The sequence below is a fragment of the Clostridium sp. UBA4395 genome (genome assembly GCF_002390995.1).
GTDB lineage: Bacteria > Bacillota > Clostridia > Clostridiales > Clostridiaceae > Clostridium_J > Clostridium_J sulfidigenes.
This window is the reverse complement of sequence record NZ_DGRF01000054.1, coordinates 135071-154727: the sequence shown is the minus strand read 5'-3', so window position 1 is coordinate 154727 and position 19657 is coordinate 135071. Positions and strand designations below refer to the sequence as shown.

Genomic DNA, 19657 nt, shown 5'->3' with positions numbered 1-19657 from the left:
AAATTTAATAATGCCATCAAAACATTAAGAACTCTACTTATAGTAATATGACGCTTTTACATGCAAATACTTAATGGAATGATTTCGAGAGCAGGCCCATTTATACTAGTTATAAATTCCCCGGGAATTAAAAACCCATTATTGTTTAAGAAATGAAAATATGGAATGAAAGAATTGAGAAGTTTTGTATAGTAGGAATCTAAGCCTGTTTTTCTAAGCATTCCAATGCTTTCAGAAGGAGTGTAAGCCACCTTAGATACTTTACCAAGTATACAACAATCACAAGAGGCATCATCATATATATAAGAATGTTTCGATGTATATGTGGAATTTATAGGTAAAACACAGTTAATTCCTAAGCAGTTAATTATTATATCAAAAGTAGCTCCTTTATTTAATTCTTTCTGTATGGTTTTTAGTAATTCACATATCATTGTATAGGTTAATGGGCCGATATGTTTAGTATCAAATAGATTATCCAAATGTGAAGTTCCATAATTGTTTAATATAAATATGCAGTTATCTATGCAGTTAGAAATAGTATTAACTTCTAAACATCCTGTTAAATCTACGTAATCTCCAGAATAAATATTATTAATTGAAGGGCTTGAATTATTAATATATTTTATAACCCCCAAGGTATTCATTTTATTTCTTAAATTATTGTAATAGCTAAAAGAAGCATATACTCTTTTTAGAGTTACATCATTTCTATCAAAATTTCTACCCTCTAAATATCTAAAAATATCACCATAATTGTAACAGCTATTGCCTATGACTGTATTATCATCCTTATCACCTTTGGTGTTTTTATAGTCATTGGAGCATTGGCTTTTATTATTATGTTGATATCTTCCTGTAACAGTGTTATCGCTAATTTGCTTGATGGTTATACTTTCAAAATATCCATCAATTAGGATTGAGGATAGATTTTGAATTTCATCTTGATTTAGATATACTGGTGTATATAATTCAGCTGGCATTTTATATCTATCCTATTATTGATATATAGTTAATATATTATGAATTCATATTAATGTGAATAATAGAGAGGAAAATGTATGCTAAATAAATTGCATTAGAATTATCGATGAAACTTAGTTTAATAATAAAGTTTATAAAAGTATAAGGAATTTTTTCATAAGCTTTTAATATATATTAAGTAAATAAATTTTATGTATTAATTAACTAATTAGTTAGTTAATATATTAGGGGGAATTATGAAAAAGGAAATTATTAAGAAAAAAGGTAGTGTTTATGAGTTAGACGGAAGACCACCATTGACAGAAGCAATTCCACTTGGGATTCAACATGTACTAGCTATGTTTGCGGGGAATATAACTCCAATTATTATAATAGCTGGAGTAGTAAATTTACCTATAGAAGATAAAACATTTCTAATTCAGTGTGCTATGTTTGTGGCAGGAGTGGTAACTTTAGTTCAGCTTTATCCAATATGGAGGGTTGGAGGTAAATTACCAATAGTAATGGGAACAAGCTCTGGATTTATAGCAACCTGTGTATCTATTGGAGGTAAATATGGATTAACTGGAATTTTAGGAGCATCTTTAATAGGTGGGTTATTTGAAGCCATACTTGGATTATTTATTAAACCTTTAAAAAAAATATTTACTCCAGTAGTTACAGGAACGGTGGTTTTAGCAATAGGACTTTCGTTGATACCTATAGGTGTTAAGTATTTTGCAGGTGGAGTTGGAGCAGAAGATTTTGGTTCACCATCTAACTTACTATTGGGAACGATAGTTTTAGTAGTAATAGTAATATTGAAAGAGTTTACTAAAGGAATGACTAGTGCATCTTCAATAATAATAGGAATTATAGTAGGTTATTTAGTGGCAATTCCTATGAAAAAAGTAAATTTTTTAGTAGTGGGAAATGCACCTTGGATTACTTTACCAATGCCATTTAAATATGGTCTCTCATTTCATTGGGATGCTATTGTAGCGATGTTAATAATGTATATTGTAACAGCTGTGGAAACAGTAGGAGATATTTCAGGAATCACTATGGGGGGATTGAATAGACCTGCTACAGATAATGAGTTATCAGGTGGAGTTATGGCTGATGGATTAGGAAGTGCATTTGCGGCATTATTTGGAGTTCTTCCAAATACCTCCTTTAGTCAGAATGTTGGGCTTGTCGGAATAACAAAGGTAGTTAACAGGTTTGCTATAGCCACTGGAGCTATATTCTTGATAATAGCAGGAATTTTTCCAAAGGTAGGAGCGGTAGTTGCTATAATGCCTCAGAGTGTCCTTGGAGGAGCCGCACTTATGATGTTTGCTATGATAGTTATTAGTGGTATAAAGCTTATAACTAGTGAATCTTTAGATGGAAGAAATGGGATGATAGTTGCAATTGCCTTAGGATTAGGTTTTGGGTTAGGATCAGTACCAGAAGCATTACAACATATGCCACAATGGGTTAGTCTTGTATTTGGAGGTTCTGGAATTGTCGTTTCAGGAATCATTGCTGTTATTTTAAATTTAGTTTTACCGAAGGATAAATCAGCTTAATATAGAATTAAAAGTGGGCTCTTAGCCCACTTTTAAAGAACAGTAAGTACTTCTTATACATATTTCTTATACAAATGCTAATACTATCTGCACAGGAGGTGATATTATGCAATCATTCAATGAATATAAATTTGCAAATGTAACAGATGAAGAAAGAAGAAGGTTAACTGATCTTGAACAAAGTATGTCAAAGGATGAAAATAGTAAAATAGTTTTAATAGCCTATGAGAACAAAAGTGCCGAGAGTTAATCTCGGCTTTATTTAGGTTCAGTAATTAAATCTATATTTATATATTTGTGTGGATAATATTTGTATATTTGTATATATAATTTAAAAAAATGTGTGAAATAAAATTTAAGTATGATATACTATGATTATGAGGCAGATTAGAAGTTCGTGCGTTAAGTGCTGGGTGAACAGGGAATTGTCACCAGACGAAAAGGAAACTTGCGGTACTTACTTCGATTCCCACTGCTACATATTAATAGGAATTCTCCTTTTTTATGTAGCTATTATAAAAAGGAGGTTTTTTTATGATTTTTTCAGAAAAAAAAGATGACATGCTGAGTTTATTAAAGGAGTCCTCAGCACATTTAAAAAAGACTTCATCATTAACTGGACTAGCATTAATTGCAGCCATTAACATTATTCTTGGATCATTATCTATTCAATTAAGCCCTATTCTTAAGATTGGATTTTCCTTTATTGCAGTAGGAATAAGTGCTTTGTTTTATGGACCTGTTGCCACTGGATTTGTAGGAGTAGTTACAGATGTAATTAAGTATATGATACGCCCTAATGGTCCGTTTTTCATTGGATTTACTTTCAATGAATTCCTAGGTGGTTTTATAACAGGTTTAATATTATATAAAAAGTCTGTAAGTATAAAGCGAATTTTTATTACTAGATTAGTAATAATGATTGTAATAAACCTAGTACTTACACCAATATGGTTATCCATTATGTATGGAAAAGGAATATTTGTAGCTTACTCAGTACGTATAGTTAAAAGTCTTATTCTGTTACCTATAGAAACTATAGTTTTATATAGTGTATTAAAAACAGCTGAAAAGACAAGAAGAGTTCCAAGTTTTAAATAACATATAAAAATGTACCTTGATATTCTTTTAAATTCCCTTAAAAGAATATCAAGGTTTTAATTTTTTATAATTAAAGTACATATTAATTGTTAGATTTAAACCAAAAGACCCAATTAACTATTAAACAGTTAATTGAGTCTTAAATTTATATTAATCTATTTCTTCGTCAGCTATATCATTGTTATCATTCCAAGCCTCAGTATTTTTAAGCCCTGGAATTGTTGATGACTTAAAAATAGGGTCTTTGCCAGCTTTTTTCTGACGAGAATAGTCATCAAGAGCAGCAAATGCATATTTTCCAAGGAATAATATAGCTATTAGATTTATAACTGCCATGAAAGCCATGAATAAATCTGCTAGATTCCATACCAAGTCTATAGAAGCTTGGGAACCGATAAATACAGTAAGAACGACAAAGGATCTAAATATATTAAGTATCCCTTTATTATTACTTATGAACTCAATGTTAGTTTGTCCGTAGTAATAGTTACCTACTATAGAGCTAAAAGCAAACAAGAAAGTACATATAGCCAAGAAATAAGTTCCAATAACGACTCCAATTTGTGAACTAAGTGCACTTTGAGTAAGTTCAATTCCCGTTAAAGTAGTCCCTGTATAATTACCAGAAATTAACACGATAAAGGCTGTACATGTACAGATTACTATTGTATCAGTAAAAACACCTAGAGTTTGAATAAGACCTTGCTTTACAGGGTGAGAAACTGTTGCTGTAGCTGCTGCATTAGGAGCACTACCCATACCGGCTTCATTAGAGAACAGTCCTCTTTTAATACCTTGCATTATTGTGAATCCAAGGCCACCAGCTGCAAATTGTTTTATACCAAAAGCGTTTTCAAATATTAATACAAATATACTAGGAATAGTTTTGAAGTTAAGGACTATAACTATAATTGCAACTAAAATATAAGCAGTTGCAAAGATTGGAACTATAACCTCTGAAACCTTTGCAATTCTCTTAACCCCACCAAAGATTACTAGGGCAGTTAAAACTGATAAAAGTATACCCAGTGTTATAGGGTTAATACCAAAGGCATTTGTAAATGCTAAAGTGGTTGTATTAGATTGAGCTGCATTAAATACTAGTCCAAAGCATAAAGTAGTTAAGATGGCAAAAATTACACCAAGCCAGCGCTTACCTAGCCCTCGTTCAATGTAGTAGGCAGGTCCCCCTAAAAAGTTTCCATCCTTGTCTTTTGTTTTATAAATTTGAGCAAGGGTGCTTTCTACAAAGCTTGAAGCTCCTCCAATTAAAGCAATAAGCCACATCCAAAATACTGCACCAGGCCCACCAGCTGCCACAGCCATGGCAACACCTGCAATATTACCAGTACCAACCCTAGAAGCTGTACTTATACAAAAGGCTTGGAAGGATGAAACTCCATCTTTATTATCTTGATCATTAGGCATTAAAAGTCTAAACATTTCTTTGAAAAATCTAAATTGAACAAACTTTGTTCTAAAAGAGAAGTAGATTCCTACTCCAATAAGTAAAACAATAAGTACGTAAGACCACATAAAGGTGTTAATAGTGTTAACTTTGTCAGTTAAAAAATTCATAAAATTAATTAATACATCTTTTGTAGAAATTAAAAAATCCATAACTCATCTCCTTATCTAATTTTTTATTTAATTATAAAAGTTTATGAAAAATTACAATAATTCTTAAAATACAAGAATCATAGGAAATAAAATTCCCGAATAATTTATCGTATTATTTATATATTATATGGAACTGCAAAGAAAATCAATAATATTTGTTGAAAATTAAATTTAATTAAAGATGAATGTAAAAAAGCTAAATATTAAGAAAAAACTACCAGTAAATAATTCATACTGATAGTCTGTGGAATTGTATTAGGTTTTAGCTTTTCATTTTAAACTCATAGAAACATCGCTTACAAGTAACAGTAATTTTCCCTTTACCTCTAGGTAATCTAAGCAGTTGTCCACACTTTGGACATTTAACTATTTTATAATTTTTCTTTTCATTAAACCATCTTTTGAAATTATTAAAAATAGGAGCGCAATCACCAAAGTGGAACACAGGTAGGTTGCTAGGAATTGCTTTATTAAATTTACTTAAAAATCTATTGGCATACATACAAAACTTTCTATGTTCTTGCTCACGTTTTTCAACATTTCTTGAGAAAACTCTGTATAATGCATAAAATAAAATAACTCCCGCTAAAAGACGAGTAATAGAAAATAAATTTAATATAGATGATACTAGAATAAGAAATAATGAAAATAAGTCAATTCCATAGGATTCGTTGAAAAAATTCATTTGATCACCTCTTAATATATTATAACTAATAGTTATTGAAACATTAAAATATCAAAATATGTTTTAAATATATAGTTTCTACATATCTCTTGTACTATATTATAGTACAAGAGGACAACTTATTTAAAGTGATTTATGAGGAAAGAATTTTAATATTTTATGAAATAGGATTTTTAAAAGGTTAAATATTTATTATATCTATGATATAGATTTAAAAATTAGTCAATTAAAGTATGAAACTCGGTTAAAATATCATGGCTAAAAGAGTAAAGCTTTTAAGATAATTATTTAGATGTTATTTATAAATGTTACTTATATCAGAATTTAATTCTTAAGAAATTATTACTTTTGATAGAAAAATTTAAGTGATTATTACATCTTTCTTACAATTAGAGGAAACTTATTTTCAAAGTATTAAAGGTATTGTATGCTAACATCATCAAAGATTATGAGGTGAGGAAATGTCTAAAGTTCTAGAATTAAAAAATGTTACTAAGATTATGGGTAATCGTAAAATAGTTGACAATGTCAGTTTTGAAATAAACTCAGGAGAAATATTTGGATTTTTAGGACCAAATGGTGCAGGTAAAACAACTACTATTAAGATGATTACAGGACTTTTAAAAATTGATGAAGGAGATATTTTAATTAGTAATAATGATGTAAAGAAAAATTTTGAAAAAGCTCTTTCTCAAGTAGGGGGGATTATTGAAAATCCAGAGATGTATGGATATCTTACAGGATGTACAAATTTAGAAATATATGGAAGAATGCATGGTAATATTTCTAAAGAACGTATTAATGAAGTTATAAAATTAGTGAAACTTGAAAATCGTATTAATGATAAAGTGAAAAAATATTCTCTTGGAATGCGTCAAAGACTTGGGGTTGCTCAAGCATTATTACACAATCCTAAGCTTTTAATTTTAGATGAACCTACTAATGGATTAGATCCAATGGGAATTAAAGAGTTACGTGATACACTAAGACATTTGGCAGAAAAAGAGGGACTAGCAGTTTTAGTGTCAAGTCACTTACTTAGTGAAATGGAGCTTATGTGTGATCGAGTTGGAATAATAGATAATGGAAAAATCATAGATATTAAAACATTAAAAGATATTAAAAAGCAAAATATCGAAAGCTTGATAACCTATGAATTAGAAGTAAGTAATTATAGTTTAGCGAGAAAAATTATAGAAAATGATTATAACAAAATATCTGAAGAAATTACTGTAGACTTCAAAGAAAATAAAATATTAATTTCTTGTTCTCGTGATGAAATTGCCAATGTTAATAAAGCTTTAATTATGGAGAATATATTAGTTTACACTATTAAGCCTATTAATAACACTCTTGAAGATGAATTTATGAAGGTAACAACAGGATCTAAAATGCAAATAGTGTAATATAGTAGAAAAGGAGCAGAGTTTAATGAGTAAAGTATGTGGACTAATAAAAAATGAATTGATAAAGCAATATAAAAAAACTAGTGTTAAAGTAATAGTGATTTTAATACTTTTAGCTAGCATAATGTTACCAGTAGCTTTAAAATTTTTACAGAATAGAGATGAGTCAAAGTGGTATATAAATAGCTATAATCAGGAAATTCAATGGCAACAAACAGAAATAACTAATATTGATTCAAGTAAGAAAAATAAAGACATTCAGAAGAAAGTTTTTGAAGAAAATATCAAAAAGTCACAAATTTTAATAGATAATAATGTTTCTTGGGATGATTGGAGAAATGAAGTAGCTGGAGAGGCTTCTAACAAATCAAAAGAGGCTATTATTCTATCAGGAATTTCAGATGGATTAGTAGGTGAAGAATTATTTTTTAATATACATGAATTTGATGTAAATATGTTTAATGAATATTTAGAAATGAGTAAAGATGAACTTCAAAAGATAATAGCTTCTAAAAATAAAGAAAGTAAGGAATTATATGATTCTGTTATAAAAAATGATTACTTAGTTTACTTGGAGAAGAATATTAAATCTTCTAAGGAGGAAATTAAAAATTTAAAGTCAACGATTAAAACATCAGAAGATGAAGTGAAGAAAAATCCTAATAATAAAAATTTTGTTACATCTCTAGAGAATTCTAAAATTCAGCTTGATGCTTTGGAGAAAAGACTTAAGGCAACTGAATATAGATATAATAATAAAATTCCTTATGACAATAAGAATTGGAAAAACAACACTATTAGGGATATTTCCTATAAGATTGATGAAAATGGTGAGAGACTGCTTAGTGAAACTGAATTTACACAATACAATAGCGAGAAGATAGTAAAAGGGTATACTTATGAGGAGTACAAAAAAGATTATGAGAAGAAAAGTAAATCTATAGAGCAGGATATAGCTCTTGATTGGTATAGTCTTGAAAATAATATACCACAAGTTAAATTTGATAATGATATTAGAAATTCTGTAGATAGAACTTATTTAATGTATGTTAGTGTTTCAATTATACTATGCATAATAATTGGAGGAGGTATAGTTTCTTCAGAGTATTCTACAGGTACAGTTAGATTACTTATGATTAGACCAGTATCTAGATGGAAAATTTTATTTTCTAAATTAGTATCAGTATTTATAATTGGGTATGGGGTACTGTTAACTACAGTTATATTAAATATTATATCAAGTGGAATTGTAAATGGTTTTGGAGGACTTGCTACAAAAGTAATTTCTTTCAGTGGAGAAAATATAGTTCAGCAAAGCTTTGTAATTTCAATTATACCTAAGCTTTTATTCTCAAGCATTAGCTTAATATTTATAATAGCTTTAGTATTTGCAATATCAACTATTATAAAAAATACAGCTTTAGCAGTTGGTCTTACTACTGTAGCATATTTAGGTAGCTCAGTTGCTACAATGATTATGGCAAGCTTAGGTATGAGATGGGTAGGTAAAACTATATTACCTTACATGAATTTATCAACTTTCATTACAAATTCTCAATATGCTGAAATGTTTAAAAGTGAATATAGTATAGTTTTAAGTTCAACTATGGGGGCAATTCAATTGATTGTGTTTGCTACAATATTAATTATAGCTTCATTCTTAGTGTTCCAAAAGAGAGATGTAATGAATTAATTTATATAATGAAATTCTAAGTGAAAATATTTCTATATTTATTTAAAAAAGTGGGGTTGACAATATTAATCTAGTTCAGTAGAATAATAATTGTAAGGGGAATGGAAAGTTAATTTTATAAAATAACTACAACTTACATTTTAAACTTATTAGATTAAAAATAAAATTTAATATATAGAGTCCGATAGGTGTACTAAGTACTTAATAGGGAATTTGGTGAAAATCCAAAGCTATCCCAGTAACTGTAAGTGAGGACGACTTAGCAAAAGCCACTAATTTATTTTGGGAAGGCGCTAAGAAGTATGATTCACAAGCCAGGAGACCTGCCATAGGATTATGAAATTTGATACTTTCTGAGGAAGAGTTAAAAGATTTATCCAGTGATGGTTTAGGTAAAATATAGTATTTATATTTATAGATTTAAACTATAAATTAAATTGCAAAAGCTTTCACTTATTTAAATTTAGTATATTCCAAGATAGGTATCAATGATATCTATCTTTTTTTATATTTCTAGGAGAATTTACAAGGATGTGGATTGTAGAATATATAAGCTATTTTACAGTTTAAATAAACTATGAAGCCACAAAGGCGTGGCTTTCTCCTATATAAAATATACAAGTAAAGTAACTATATTTTAATTGTTACTTTAGTTATTAACTTAAAGTTTTCAACCCAAAACTTTAGTCAATATAAATGTAAATTTTCTACTTATGTCCCTCTTAGTGGTTTTGATAAAACCAACTAATTTCACACAGGGATGTAACCACTATAATTTGTAGTGGTTACATCCTATAACCCTATAATTGGATAAATATATGATTAAATATAAAAGAAATTAAGACTATATCGAAAATTTATGATATAGTCTTAATTTTTTCTACCAACATTGGTTTATCAAGTTATTTTCATAATATACAGTATATGTATAAATAATAAAATTAAAGTATCATATAATTTATAGATATGATATGATAAAGTAATAAAATACAGATAATTATGTTTATGGAGAGGGATTATATGAAATTAACATTGCTTAAGGATTTGCAGGGAAATGAAATACTTGCTAAGGACATTATTACAGGCTCGGGTAAGACTTTGTTAAAAAAAGGTATTATAATTACTGATCAAGTAAAAAATAGTATTGAACAGCAAGGGATTTTTTTTCTGTATGTACAAGACGATGACTTAAAAGATATAAAAGATGATAGTAAACTTATAAATCTAAAAAAGAATATACTTCAAACCATACCTAATATGTTTAGTGACTTAATAAATTATGATAATAAATCTTTAAGTAAATCTCTAACTATGGTTGATGATTTAGTTGAATATATACAGAGTTAAAACTACATAAATCTAAATTTATATGAAGTAAAATTATATGATGATTATACATACATACACTCTGTGGATACTAGTATTATGGCAATTTTTCTAGGAGTAAATATGAATTTTTCGAAATCAAGATTACGTGATTTAGCCATATCATCTCTATTTCATGATATAGGAAAAACGAAAATATCTAGTAGAATCATAAATAAACCAGATAAATTAACTGAAGATGAGTTCAAGCAAATTAAGATGCACCCATTATACGGTAGAGATATACTACTTGGTAATCCTATAATAAATGAAGAGATAATAGGTGGAGTAATAGAACATCATGAAAAGTATAATGGTACAGGTTATCCTTATGGATTAAAAGATAATGAAATATCACAATTTGCAAAAATCATTTCTATATGTGATGTGTTTACGGCCATAACATCAGATAGATGCTATAGAAAAAAATTTGACCCTAGAGAAGCTTATGAATTAATTTTAGCAGAGACATATACAAGTTTTGATCCTGAAATAATTAAGTTGTTTAAAGATACATTTGCAGTTTATCCATTAGGATGTCCTGTATATCTATCAAATAATTTATTTGGGTATGTGGTAATTCAAAATAATGGGTTCCCAGATAGACCAGTAGTAAGAATTGTGAAAGATGAATACAATAATAAAATTAGTCCTTATGAGATTGATTTAAAGAATATTATAAATTTAACAATCATAAGCACTATAGTGTAGTATTTGTAAAGTAAATGGTATCTAAGGAGATGATTATCATAAATAGTAATGTAGGTGAAAGCTATATGGGAAATATTAAGGTTTTAAAAAATTTATATAAAGAAATATGGTGGAGTATGCCTACATGTGTAGATATTCCCTTAGAAGCTAATGGATATATTAAGAAGAAGAAAAATGAGAAAAAGTTTGAGAAATTTATTGATGAATTTATTAAAATTATTGAAAGGTTTCCTTTGGAAGAAGAGAATAGAGAATTATGGAAGAAAAATAGTAACTCTTATCTTGAAAATATGATATTGGGAGAAGAATTATTTAAGCTAGGAACCATAAATAAAAAAATGAAGGATCAGTTTTTTGCAACCACTAAAGTATTTATAAATCAATGTAAGATCTTTGATAAAGAAATGAATTATGAAGATATTGGTCAAGCTATGAGAAATGTGTGGATTGTTAGTCTTCTTCAAAAGATGAAGGATATGGATATATCATTTACCATGGCTATTTTTGGATATAGCATGCTATATCCATATACTGACAATTATTTAGATAATTTAGATATATCAATAGAAGAAAAGAAAGAATTTAATAACAGGTTTTATAAAAGACTATGTGGTGAAGAGATAGAGGGGAGAAATTCTCATGAAAAGCAAGTGTTTAAGTTAGTTGAATATATAGAATCTGTTTTTAATAGAAATGATTATCCAAAAGTTTTTCAAGGTCTATTATTAATTCATGAAGGACAAGTAAAAAGCCTAATTCAGCAAGAAGGTATAAGTAACCCCTATGAAAGAGATATGCTAGATATATCTATTGAAAAGGGGGGAGCATCTGTTATTGTGGATGGTTATCTTATAAATGGAAGCTTAAACAAAGAAGAGGAGATTTTTACCTATGGGTATGGATTTCTGCTTCAATTATGCGATGATTTGCAAGATGTAAGGATAGATTATGAGAATAAACATATGACTATAATGTCTCAACTAGCAGGAAAATATCATCTAGATAATATTGTTAATAAACTTATTAATCTAACTATCCATGTATTAGATGATGCAACGTGTTTTAAAGGGGAAAATATTGAAGATTTGAAAAAATTAATAAAAGATAATTGTATTTTAATGATAATCTTTGCTATTGTTATGAACAAAAATTATTTTTCAAAGGAGTATGTAAAAGAAATTTCTAAATACTTGCCTTTTACTATATCATATATTGAAAATATTAAGGGGAATTTACGAAGAAAGTTTGAAAATATTAAAAAATCTTATCATGGCATTTCATTAGAAGATATAATTTATTACTTAATTCAATAAAGGATTTATAAAAGGTTAAATTTAATTTAATTCACGAAATCTATAAAACTTTTTAGTTGATATAACTTTAAAAAAATGGTATGATTAAAACGTTATACAGGTTATAATATAATAATTTATATATTAAGGGAGTAGTTAGCAGGAAGTATTAAATGACTTCGTGGGATTAGGTCAACATCTTGGATATTTAATATTCTGGTTTAATCTTAAAATACGAGACTTATATTCTTATATCAGAATATGAGTCTCTTTTATTTTGTTAAAATACATAGGAGGAATGAAAATGATATATGCTTTATATGGAATTTTTGCTGCATTTGTAATTGGTTTTTCAATTAAATTGTCTTATTATGTAGATGAGCTTGATAAAAAAACAAATTTATCAGGAGCTTTTATTGGAGGTGTCATGTTAGCAGCAGTAACTTCACTTCCGGAGTTATTTACAAGTATTTCATCTACTATATTTTTGAATGAAGTACAATTAGTTTCAGGTAATATTCTTGGTAGTAATGTGTTTAACTTAACTATTTTAGCAGTATTAGTTTTAGTAGGAGTTAAGAGATTCAAAAGCTCTGTAGTAACATCAAGCCATAGGAATACACTGAAACTTTTAATGGTGATTTATGTAATAGTGTTTGTTGCTAATTATATTGGAAGAGAATTTTCATTTTTTAGTGTAAGCATATTCTCTATAGCAATTATGCTATTGTATATCTTTGGTGTTAAGGCTATGTCTGGGGATGAATCTGCAGAAGATAGTGGAGAAAGTAATTGCAATCTTACAGTAAAGCAAATATATGTGAGATTTACACTATTAAGTATAGGATTAATTGTGTTTAGTATAGGTATTACTATAGTAACAGATATGATTGCAAAGGAGTTAAACCTAGGGGTTACCTTGGCGGGGGCATTGTTCCTTGGAGTTGCAACTTCTCTTCCAGAATTAACATCTTCTATATCTTTAGCTAAAAAAGGTAATTTTAATGCTATGATTGGAAACATTGTAGGAAGTAATTTATTTAATTTTTGCATATTGTTTTTAGCTGATATACTATATATAAAAGGATCTATTTATCAAGCATCAAACCAAGGATACTTATTAATAATATTTGGATTTATATGTACTGTAGTTGCTTATGGTATGTTAAAGATAAAAAAAGAACAAGCAAAGGAGATACATAAGGTATCAAGTTCGTTACCTTATATATTAGCGAGTATGGCAATAGTGGCTAGTTATGTAACATATTTAACAATGTCAATATAAAATAATAGGTTTTAGAAGCTCTGCTTTTAAAACCTATTATTTTATTACTGAAATTTTCAACAAAGCCACTTTATTAGTTGTATTAGAATGAATTGTTAACATTTTATTCTCTATACTTGTAATTACAATGGTTATTGTATAAAATGTTAATATTGGTAATTAAACTCAAGTACAAATATGGATAACTATATTTGGTAAAAAATCTAGTATTAAGTTAAACTTTAAAGGATGGTGATTTTGATGTTAGTTATAAATAATGTCATGAAGAAATATGGAAAATTTGTTGCTAATGATAATATAAGTTTTCAAGTTGGCGATGGAGAGATAGCAGTACTTTTGGGGCCTAATGGTGCAGGAAAATCTACTATTATTAAATGTATATGCGGACTATTAAGATTTCAAGGAAATATATCCATAGAAGGTTTTGATAATAAATCCATAGAAGCTAAAAGAATGATTGGATATATACCAGAAGTACCTGTACTATATGATATGTTAACAGTGGAAGAGCATTTAGAATTTATTGCAAGAGGCTATAATCTTACTGACTGGAGAGAATATGCTGAAAAACTGTTAAGGATATTTGAACTAGATGACAAAAAACAAAAGTTTGGGAAAGAACTTTCTAAAGGAATGCAGCAGAAGGTAAGTATTTGTTGTGCATTACTACCAAAACCTAAGGTTATAATTTTTGATGAACCTTTAGTAGGTCTTGATCCCCATGGAATTAAAGCATTAAAAGAATTAATAATGAAATTAAAAAATCAAGGCGCAGCAATGATAATAAGTACTCATATGATTGATAGTGTGAAAGAGTTCTGGGATGTAGCACATATCATGATGAATGGAAAAATTGCGGCAACAAGGGTAAAAGAAGATGCTGAAAAATCTAATGAAGGATTAGAAGAATTATTCTTTCATATCACTGAAGGAAAGGGTGATCAGTAGTGAAAGGAATAATTTATCTATGGATAACAACCTTAAAAAATCGAATAAGGGATTTAAAGAATCATCCTGGTAGATTAATAGGATATATAATTTTGATAGCTTTAATGGTTTTTGTTTTTATAACCTCAGCTAAAACTTCCAATAATGTTGATGTAAATAGCTTAAGTCCAATGGCGGAGCTAGGAGCAATAATATATGCACTATTTATGTTTTTATTTACAACTCAAATCATCCAAGGATTATCATCAGGAGCTACATTTTTTAAAATGTCTGATGTAAACTTGCTCTTTGTTTCTCCTATATCATCTAAAAAAGTACTTATATATGGACTTATAAGACAGTTAGGTACATCTTTATTTATATCCATCTTTATACTCTTTCAAGCTGGTGTACTTAAACAGAGGTATGGAGTAAATCCGCTAGGTGCAATAGTAATATTCCTAGGATATTTTATGTTAGTTTTCATAAGTAGTATCATATCTATGGCTATTTATTCAATTACTAGCGGAGATGAAGGTAAAAAGAAAGCAGTAAAGATTTTAATTTATATCCTAATATTACCTTTAATAATTTCTATTCTATTTAATATAAAAGAAGGTGGAAGAGGTATAGGAGCTCTAGTTAGTGGAATAAATGTAAGTTATCTAGAATTTATTCCTTTTGTAGGGTGGATAAAAGGAGTAATTTATGGTATTTTGATAGGCGAAACCTCTAATGCGTTAATGTACATTTTAGCAACACTTATAGGCGTAGTATTAACTATAGTTATTCTTATGAAAAGTAAAAATGAATATTATGAAGACGTACTTCAAGCTACAGAAACTATGCATAAACGCGTGGAAGATGCAAAAGAAGGCCGAATAGTAGAAGTTAAAGATACTAAGAAGATAAAATTAAAAAATGTTGGAATAAATAAAGGAAGAGGAGCTTCTGTATTCTTTTTTAAGCATATGTTAGAAAATAGGAGAGCAGGAAAATTCTTTTTAGACAATACTACTTTAATTCAAATAGTAGTTGTGGTCATATTTACATTAACAATGAAAGACATAGGAAGTATAATAGCTACCTTTGCTATGGCCACATATATTCAATTATTTATGACTTTTGCAGGGCGCTGGGTTAGAGAACTAAAAATGCATTACGTATATTTAATTCCTGAAAGTCCACTTAAAAAATTGATGTATATAGTTTCTGAAAACTTAATAAAGTGTTTTATAGATGGAATTATACTATTTGTTATTGCGGGAATCATATTAGGTTCTTCACCTATAGAAATATTAGTATGCATAATAGCAAGATTGGGATTTGGAATGTTATTTATAGCAGGAGATGTATTGTCTCAAAAAATATTCAAACAAGTTACAGGGAAAGGCTTATTAATATTTTTAACAATACTTGCATTGATAATAATTGCACTACCAGGAATTATAGGTTCTATAATTGTAGCTATTATCTTTGATGTAGGAACAATTTCAATAATAATTACATTTGTATGGAATATGCTCATATCTTTTATAATTATATGGCTATGTAAGAATATATTAAATAATATAGAACAGAATTTAGTATAAGCAAATTTATAATTGTTCAATTTACTCAGGTATATATAAGATATGATAAATGTTAGATTTCTGTTAAAAACTATTTTTGAAAAGTATGAAAGTATAATTATAATAAAGTTTCTATCATAATAATCATGTAATCTGAATAGAATAATGCAGTACTTATTTAAGTGATACATGTATATTTATGAAAAGTTTTAAGAATATAAGGCAATTATAAAATATCAAATACATTGATTTTATAAAACATATATGATAGCATGGAGATGGAGTTTTTACATAGAGATAAGGCTAATAGTAGTCATGAAAATCTCTCTTTCTCTAATGAAGGAGAGTTATTTTATTTATTAGGAGGAGAAGCTATGAAAAAAAATATGAAGTCAATAATAATTTCTTTAATAGTTATAATTATTGCATTTGGTGGATTTTTTATCTACAAAAACTTTAATGCAAAACAAAAAGTTGAAGGAGATAAAACTATAGAAGTTACTGTTATAAGTGAAAAGGATAAGCATGAAAAAACTTATACACATAAAACCAATGCAGAAACTCTAGGAAAAGCACTAGATGAAATGAAGATAATTGTAGCTGATACATCTCAAGCTACTAGATTTATAACTGGAGTAGATGGACTAAATGCAGATGCTAACAAGCAAGAGTGGTGGAATCTAAAAATAAATGGAGAAAATTCTCAAACTGGTATAGATGATACTGCTATAAAAGATGGTGATAAGATAGAACTTATACTTACAATAGGTTGGTAATATGTATAAAACTAAAGATTTGATAATATTAGCATTACTTGGAGCGCTAATGCTTGTGTTACAAGTTATGATGAGTGGAATACCTAATATAGAACCAGTATCTTTTTTACTGGTAATATATACTTTAGTATTAGGCAGAAGAGCGTTGGTAGTTGTAGTGGTATTTAATTTTTTGCTAGGTCTTGTTAGTGGAATGGGAACTTGGTGGTTTGGATACTGGATTGTTTGGCCTATGCTAGTACTAGTAGTGCTTTTATTTAGAAAAATAATTAAAGAAAATTTTTTAGGCTGGAGTATAATATCTGGTATGTTTGGAATGTTTTTTGGAGCACTGTATTCAATACCATATATCTTTACAGTATCTACAACCTTTGCTTTAACTTATTGGATAAATGGAATACCCTATGATTTAATTCATATGGTAGGTAATTATTTTATTATGTTAATGCTTGGAAAAAGGGTATATAATTTATTGAAGAATTTAGTAGCAAAATATAATTTAGGCACTAAATTTTGAGGATAGATAGATTTTAAAATATAAAAAAGAACTTTGAAATTTCAAAGTTCTTTTTTATATTTTTAGGAATAGATTAATGAATTAAGTCTATACATAAAGTAATAAAAATGTATCTATGGTATATTTATCATATAGTGTCATTGCCAAAACATATAATTTATATAAAACATAAACTAAAAGGTTAAAGAATGAATTGTAAAAGTTAAGAGGTGGATTATGAAGTTGTTAGAAACAGAAAGATTGATTTTGAGAAGTTGGAAAATAGCGGATTTGGATGATTTTTATGAGTATTCTAAAAATCCTAATGTTGGTCCTATGGCAGGATGGAAACCCCATAAGAATAAAGAAATATCTAAAGGTATACTTCAGTCATTTATAAAGAATGATGAGGTATGGGCAATTGTATATAAGAAAAATAATAGGGTAATTGGGTCAATTGGTAATCATAGAGATGTGAAAAGAAATTTATTAAAGGCAAGAATGATAGGATATGTACTTTCAGAAGAATATTGGGGAAAAGGAATTATGACTGAAGCAGTAAATAGGGTAATAAAATATTTGTTCGAAGAAATAAAATGTGAAGTAGTATCTTGTTATCATTATCACGGAAACCATAAATCTAAAAGGGTTATAGAAAAGTGTGGATTTAAATATGATGGAACATTAAGAATGGCTAGCGAAACTTATGATGGAAGAATATATGATGATCTATGCTACTCCATAACTAAAATGGAGTATTGTGATGAATATAAAATTAAATATTTATAGGTAAAGTATAATAATTATAGATTGAATAGATTTTAAATATAGACTCTATGAATAATTAGTTCGTAGAGTCTATTAATTTTAGTTAACTATTTTTAACTTTAGGTTTATTTACTATATATATTCCAACACATACAAATACAAGTGCCAACAGATTTTTCCAATGCCAAATAGATTCTTTTAAAAATATAGCAGAAAGAAAAACACCAAACACAGGTGTTAAAAAATTGTATATAGAAATTTTACCAACGTTATTATGTTTTAATAAGATAGTCCATATTGTAAAAGCTACTGAAGAAAGAAGGGAGAGATATAAAAGTAATAGCATAGCTTCAGTAGAAGGTATGGAGGTTCGTGCACCTCCAAGTACGCCTACAATTATAAGTAAAGCACCTCCAAAGAGTAGTTGCCATCCTGTGACTATCATGCTATCTTCTCTCTTAGCTGCTTCTTTACTTATAAGAGATCCAATTGCAAAGGAAGCAGCAGCAAGAATAATAAATCCTTCACCAGTAAAGGTAAAACCACTTCCAACTTTACCACCTAAGTTAATTATAACTACTCCAATAAATCCAACAATACATCCTAAAACTTTTTGGAAATTTAATTTATCATCTGAATATATAAAATGAGCAAGAATTACAGCCATAAAGGTTGCAGTACCGTTTAATATGGACCCATTAACACCCGTAGTATGAGAAAGTCCTATGTAGAAAAATAAATATTCTAAAGTAGTTTGAATAAACCCAAGTAGTGAAATGTGACTTAAGGCCTCTTTTTTAGGAATAGGAAATTTCTTTTGAATTATCCAAGTTAATAAAATTACTAGAAGACCTGCTAAAGCAAATCGATTGCCTGCAAAGAGAAGTTTACTAAAAATATCATTTTCGCCTATAGAAAATAAAGAGTAGCCAATCTTTATAGATGGATAGGCACTTCCCCATAGTAAGGTACATAGTAAAGCTAATAATAAAATCACACCACTTTTTTGAAAAACATCTTTTTTACTCATAATTTAAATAATCCCCTCTGTACATTTAAAACTTAAATAATTACAAATTAACTTATGTTTATTGTGAATATAGTTTTAAATATCTAATTATCTCAATTAGAATTTTACTATTATATGAAACCAATGTAAATGAGCATTATTATTTGTTATTTTTAACAATAAAATTCATCTTATCTAAAATTTAAAAGCGAAATTTCAATATAAAAGTTCAATACAAATATATAAGAGAAATACAGAAAAATGGAGAATGGAGAATTTTGAGTAATTTAATCAAGTGTATTTAAGCTTTAAGAAGTTGAAAATGATTATCAATTAAGCTATTATGAAGTTGCGATAAGTATTATCAATTAAAATTATATTTCAATTAATAATGCAGCTTTATTGTTACATCAAG

General features: G+C 28.1%; 18 protein-coding genes and 2 riboswitches. Of the genes, 14 read left to right on the top strand and 4 right to left on the bottom strand.

The features are described 5' to 3' along the window. Nucleotides 1–56 precede the first annotated feature (56 nt). The gene (locus tag B2694_RS10405; protein WP_346885675.1) at nucleotides 57–983 is read right to left on the bottom strand and encodes a hypothetical protein; all 927 of its coding nucleotides are present in this window, start codon (nucleotides 981–983) and stop codon (nucleotides 57–59) included. Between the two features lie 237 nt (nucleotides 984–1220). Here B2694_RS10405 and B2694_RS10400 point away from each other — a divergent pair, with 237 nt between their 5' ends. From B2694_RS10400 to B2694_RS10390, 3 genes are all read left to right on the top strand, one after another. Continuing rightward, nucleotides 1221–2537 (top strand): nucleobase:cation symporter-2 family protein, encoded by a 1317-nt coding sequence (locus B2694_RS10400; RefSeq protein ID WP_346885674.1) that lies wholly within the window; start codon nucleotides 1221–1223, stop codon nucleotides 2535–2537. 106 nt (nucleotides 2538–2643) lie between these two features. Beyond that, nucleotides 2644–2787, top strand: a complete 144-nt coding sequence (locus tag B2694_RS10395) for a hypothetical protein (RefSeq protein WP_156964350.1) — start codon at nucleotides 2644–2646, stop codon at nucleotides 2785–2787. 131 nt (nucleotides 2788–2918) lie between these two features. Beyond that, nucleotides 2919–3014: riboswitch (THF riboswitch) on the top strand. A gap of 57 nt (nucleotides 3015–3071) precedes the next feature. Beyond that, nucleotides 3072–3638: a folate family ECF transporter S component gene (locus B2694_RS10390; RefSeq protein WP_346885673.1), complete on the top strand. Its 567-nt coding sequence runs from the start codon at nucleotides 3072–3074 to the stop codon at nucleotides 3636–3638. A gap of 150 nt (nucleotides 3639–3788) precedes the next feature. On the opposite strand, the gene B2694_RS10385 is transcribed toward B2694_RS10390, so the two are convergent. Next, nucleotides 3789–5216, bottom strand: a complete 1428-nt coding sequence (locus tag B2694_RS10385; protein WP_346885702.1) for an alanine/glycine:cation symporter family protein — start codon at nucleotides 5214–5216, stop codon at nucleotides 3789–3791. A 304-nt stretch (nucleotides 5217–5520) separates the two neighbouring features. Next, nucleotides 5521–5943: a hypothetical protein gene (locus B2694_RS10380; RefSeq protein WP_346885672.1), complete on the bottom strand. Its 423-nt coding sequence runs from the start codon at nucleotides 5941–5943 to the stop codon at nucleotides 5521–5523. 461 nt (nucleotides 5944–6404) lie between these two features. Here B2694_RS10380 and B2694_RS10375 point away from each other — a divergent pair, with 461 nt between their 5' ends. The 11 genes from B2694_RS10375 to B2694_RS10325 all read left to right on the top strand — a co-directional run bounded on the left by B2694_RS10375 (nucleotide 6405) and on the right by B2694_RS10325 (nucleotide 18254). Then, on the top strand, nucleotides 6405–7349 hold the full coding sequence (locus B2694_RS10375; RefSeq protein WP_346885671.1) for an ABC transporter ATP-binding protein: 945 nt from the start codon (nucleotides 6405–6407) through the stop codon (nucleotides 7347–7349). Between the two features lie 25 nt (nucleotides 7350–7374). Beyond that, nucleotides 7375–9042, top strand: a complete 1668-nt coding sequence (locus tag B2694_RS10370; protein WP_346885670.1) for an ABC transporter permease subunit — start codon at nucleotides 7375–7377, stop codon at nucleotides 9040–9042. 168 nt (nucleotides 9043–9210) lie between these two features. Then, nucleotides 9211–9387, top strand: a riboswitch (cobalamin riboswitch). A gap of 675 nt (nucleotides 9388–10062) precedes the next feature. Beyond that, nucleotides 10063–10389 carry a hypothetical protein gene (locus B2694_RS10365; protein WP_346885669.1) on the top strand — a complete coding sequence of 109 codons (327 nt, stop codon included), beginning with the start codon at nucleotides 10063–10065 and terminating at the stop codon, nucleotides 10387–10389. 6 nt (nucleotides 10390–10395) lie between these two features. Next, complete coding sequence (locus tag B2694_RS10360) at nucleotides 10396–11118, top strand: HD-GYP domain-containing protein (protein ID WP_346885701.1); 723 nt, start codon at nucleotides 10396–10398, stop codon at nucleotides 11116–11118. Nucleotides 11119–11183: 65 nt separating this feature from the next. Further along, complete coding sequence (locus B2694_RS10355; protein WP_346885668.1) at nucleotides 11184–12431, top strand: hypothetical protein; 1248 nt, start codon at nucleotides 11184–11186, stop codon at nucleotides 12429–12431. Between the two features lie 283 nt (nucleotides 12432–12714). Continuing rightward, entirely contained in the window at nucleotides 12715–13695 is a 981-nt protein-coding gene (locus B2694_RS10350) for a cation transporter (RefSeq protein ID WP_346885667.1), read from the top strand. A 240-nt stretch (nucleotides 13696–13935) separates the two neighbouring features. After that, nucleotides 13936–14643 (top strand): ABC transporter ATP-binding protein, encoded by a 708-nt coding sequence (locus B2694_RS10345; RefSeq protein ID WP_346885666.1) that lies wholly within the window; start codon nucleotides 13936–13938, stop codon nucleotides 14641–14643. Next, on the top strand, nucleotides 14643–16214 hold the full coding sequence (locus tag B2694_RS10340; RefSeq protein WP_346885665.1) for a putative ABC exporter domain-containing protein: 1572 nt from the start codon (nucleotides 14643–14645) through the stop codon (nucleotides 16212–16214). The genes B2694_RS10345 and B2694_RS10340 overlap by 1 nt, the downstream gene beginning before the upstream one ends. A gap of 353 nt (nucleotides 16215–16567) precedes the next feature. Continuing rightward, nucleotides 16568–16969 carry a DUF4430 domain-containing protein gene (locus tag B2694_RS10335; protein WP_346885664.1) on the top strand — a complete coding sequence of 134 codons (402 nt, stop codon included), beginning with the start codon at nucleotides 16568–16570 and terminating at the stop codon, nucleotides 16967–16969. A gap of 1 nt (nucleotide 16970) precedes the next feature. After that, nucleotides 16971–17486 (top strand): hypothetical protein, encoded by a 516-nt coding sequence (locus tag B2694_RS10330; RefSeq protein ID WP_346885663.1) that lies wholly within the window; start codon nucleotides 16971–16973, stop codon nucleotides 17484–17486. A gap of 216 nt (nucleotides 17487–17702) precedes the next feature. Continuing rightward, nucleotides 17703–18254: a GNAT family protein gene (locus tag B2694_RS10325; RefSeq protein WP_346885662.1), complete on the top strand. Its 552-nt coding sequence runs from the start codon at nucleotides 17703–17705 to the stop codon at nucleotides 18252–18254. An 82-nt stretch (nucleotides 18255–18336) separates the two neighbouring features. On the opposite strand, the gene B2694_RS10320 is transcribed toward B2694_RS10325, so the two are convergent. After that, entirely contained in the window at nucleotides 18337–19263 is a 927-nt protein-coding gene (locus tag B2694_RS10320) for a DMT family transporter (protein WP_346885661.1), read from the bottom strand. Nucleotides 19264–19657: the final 394 nt, after the last annotated feature.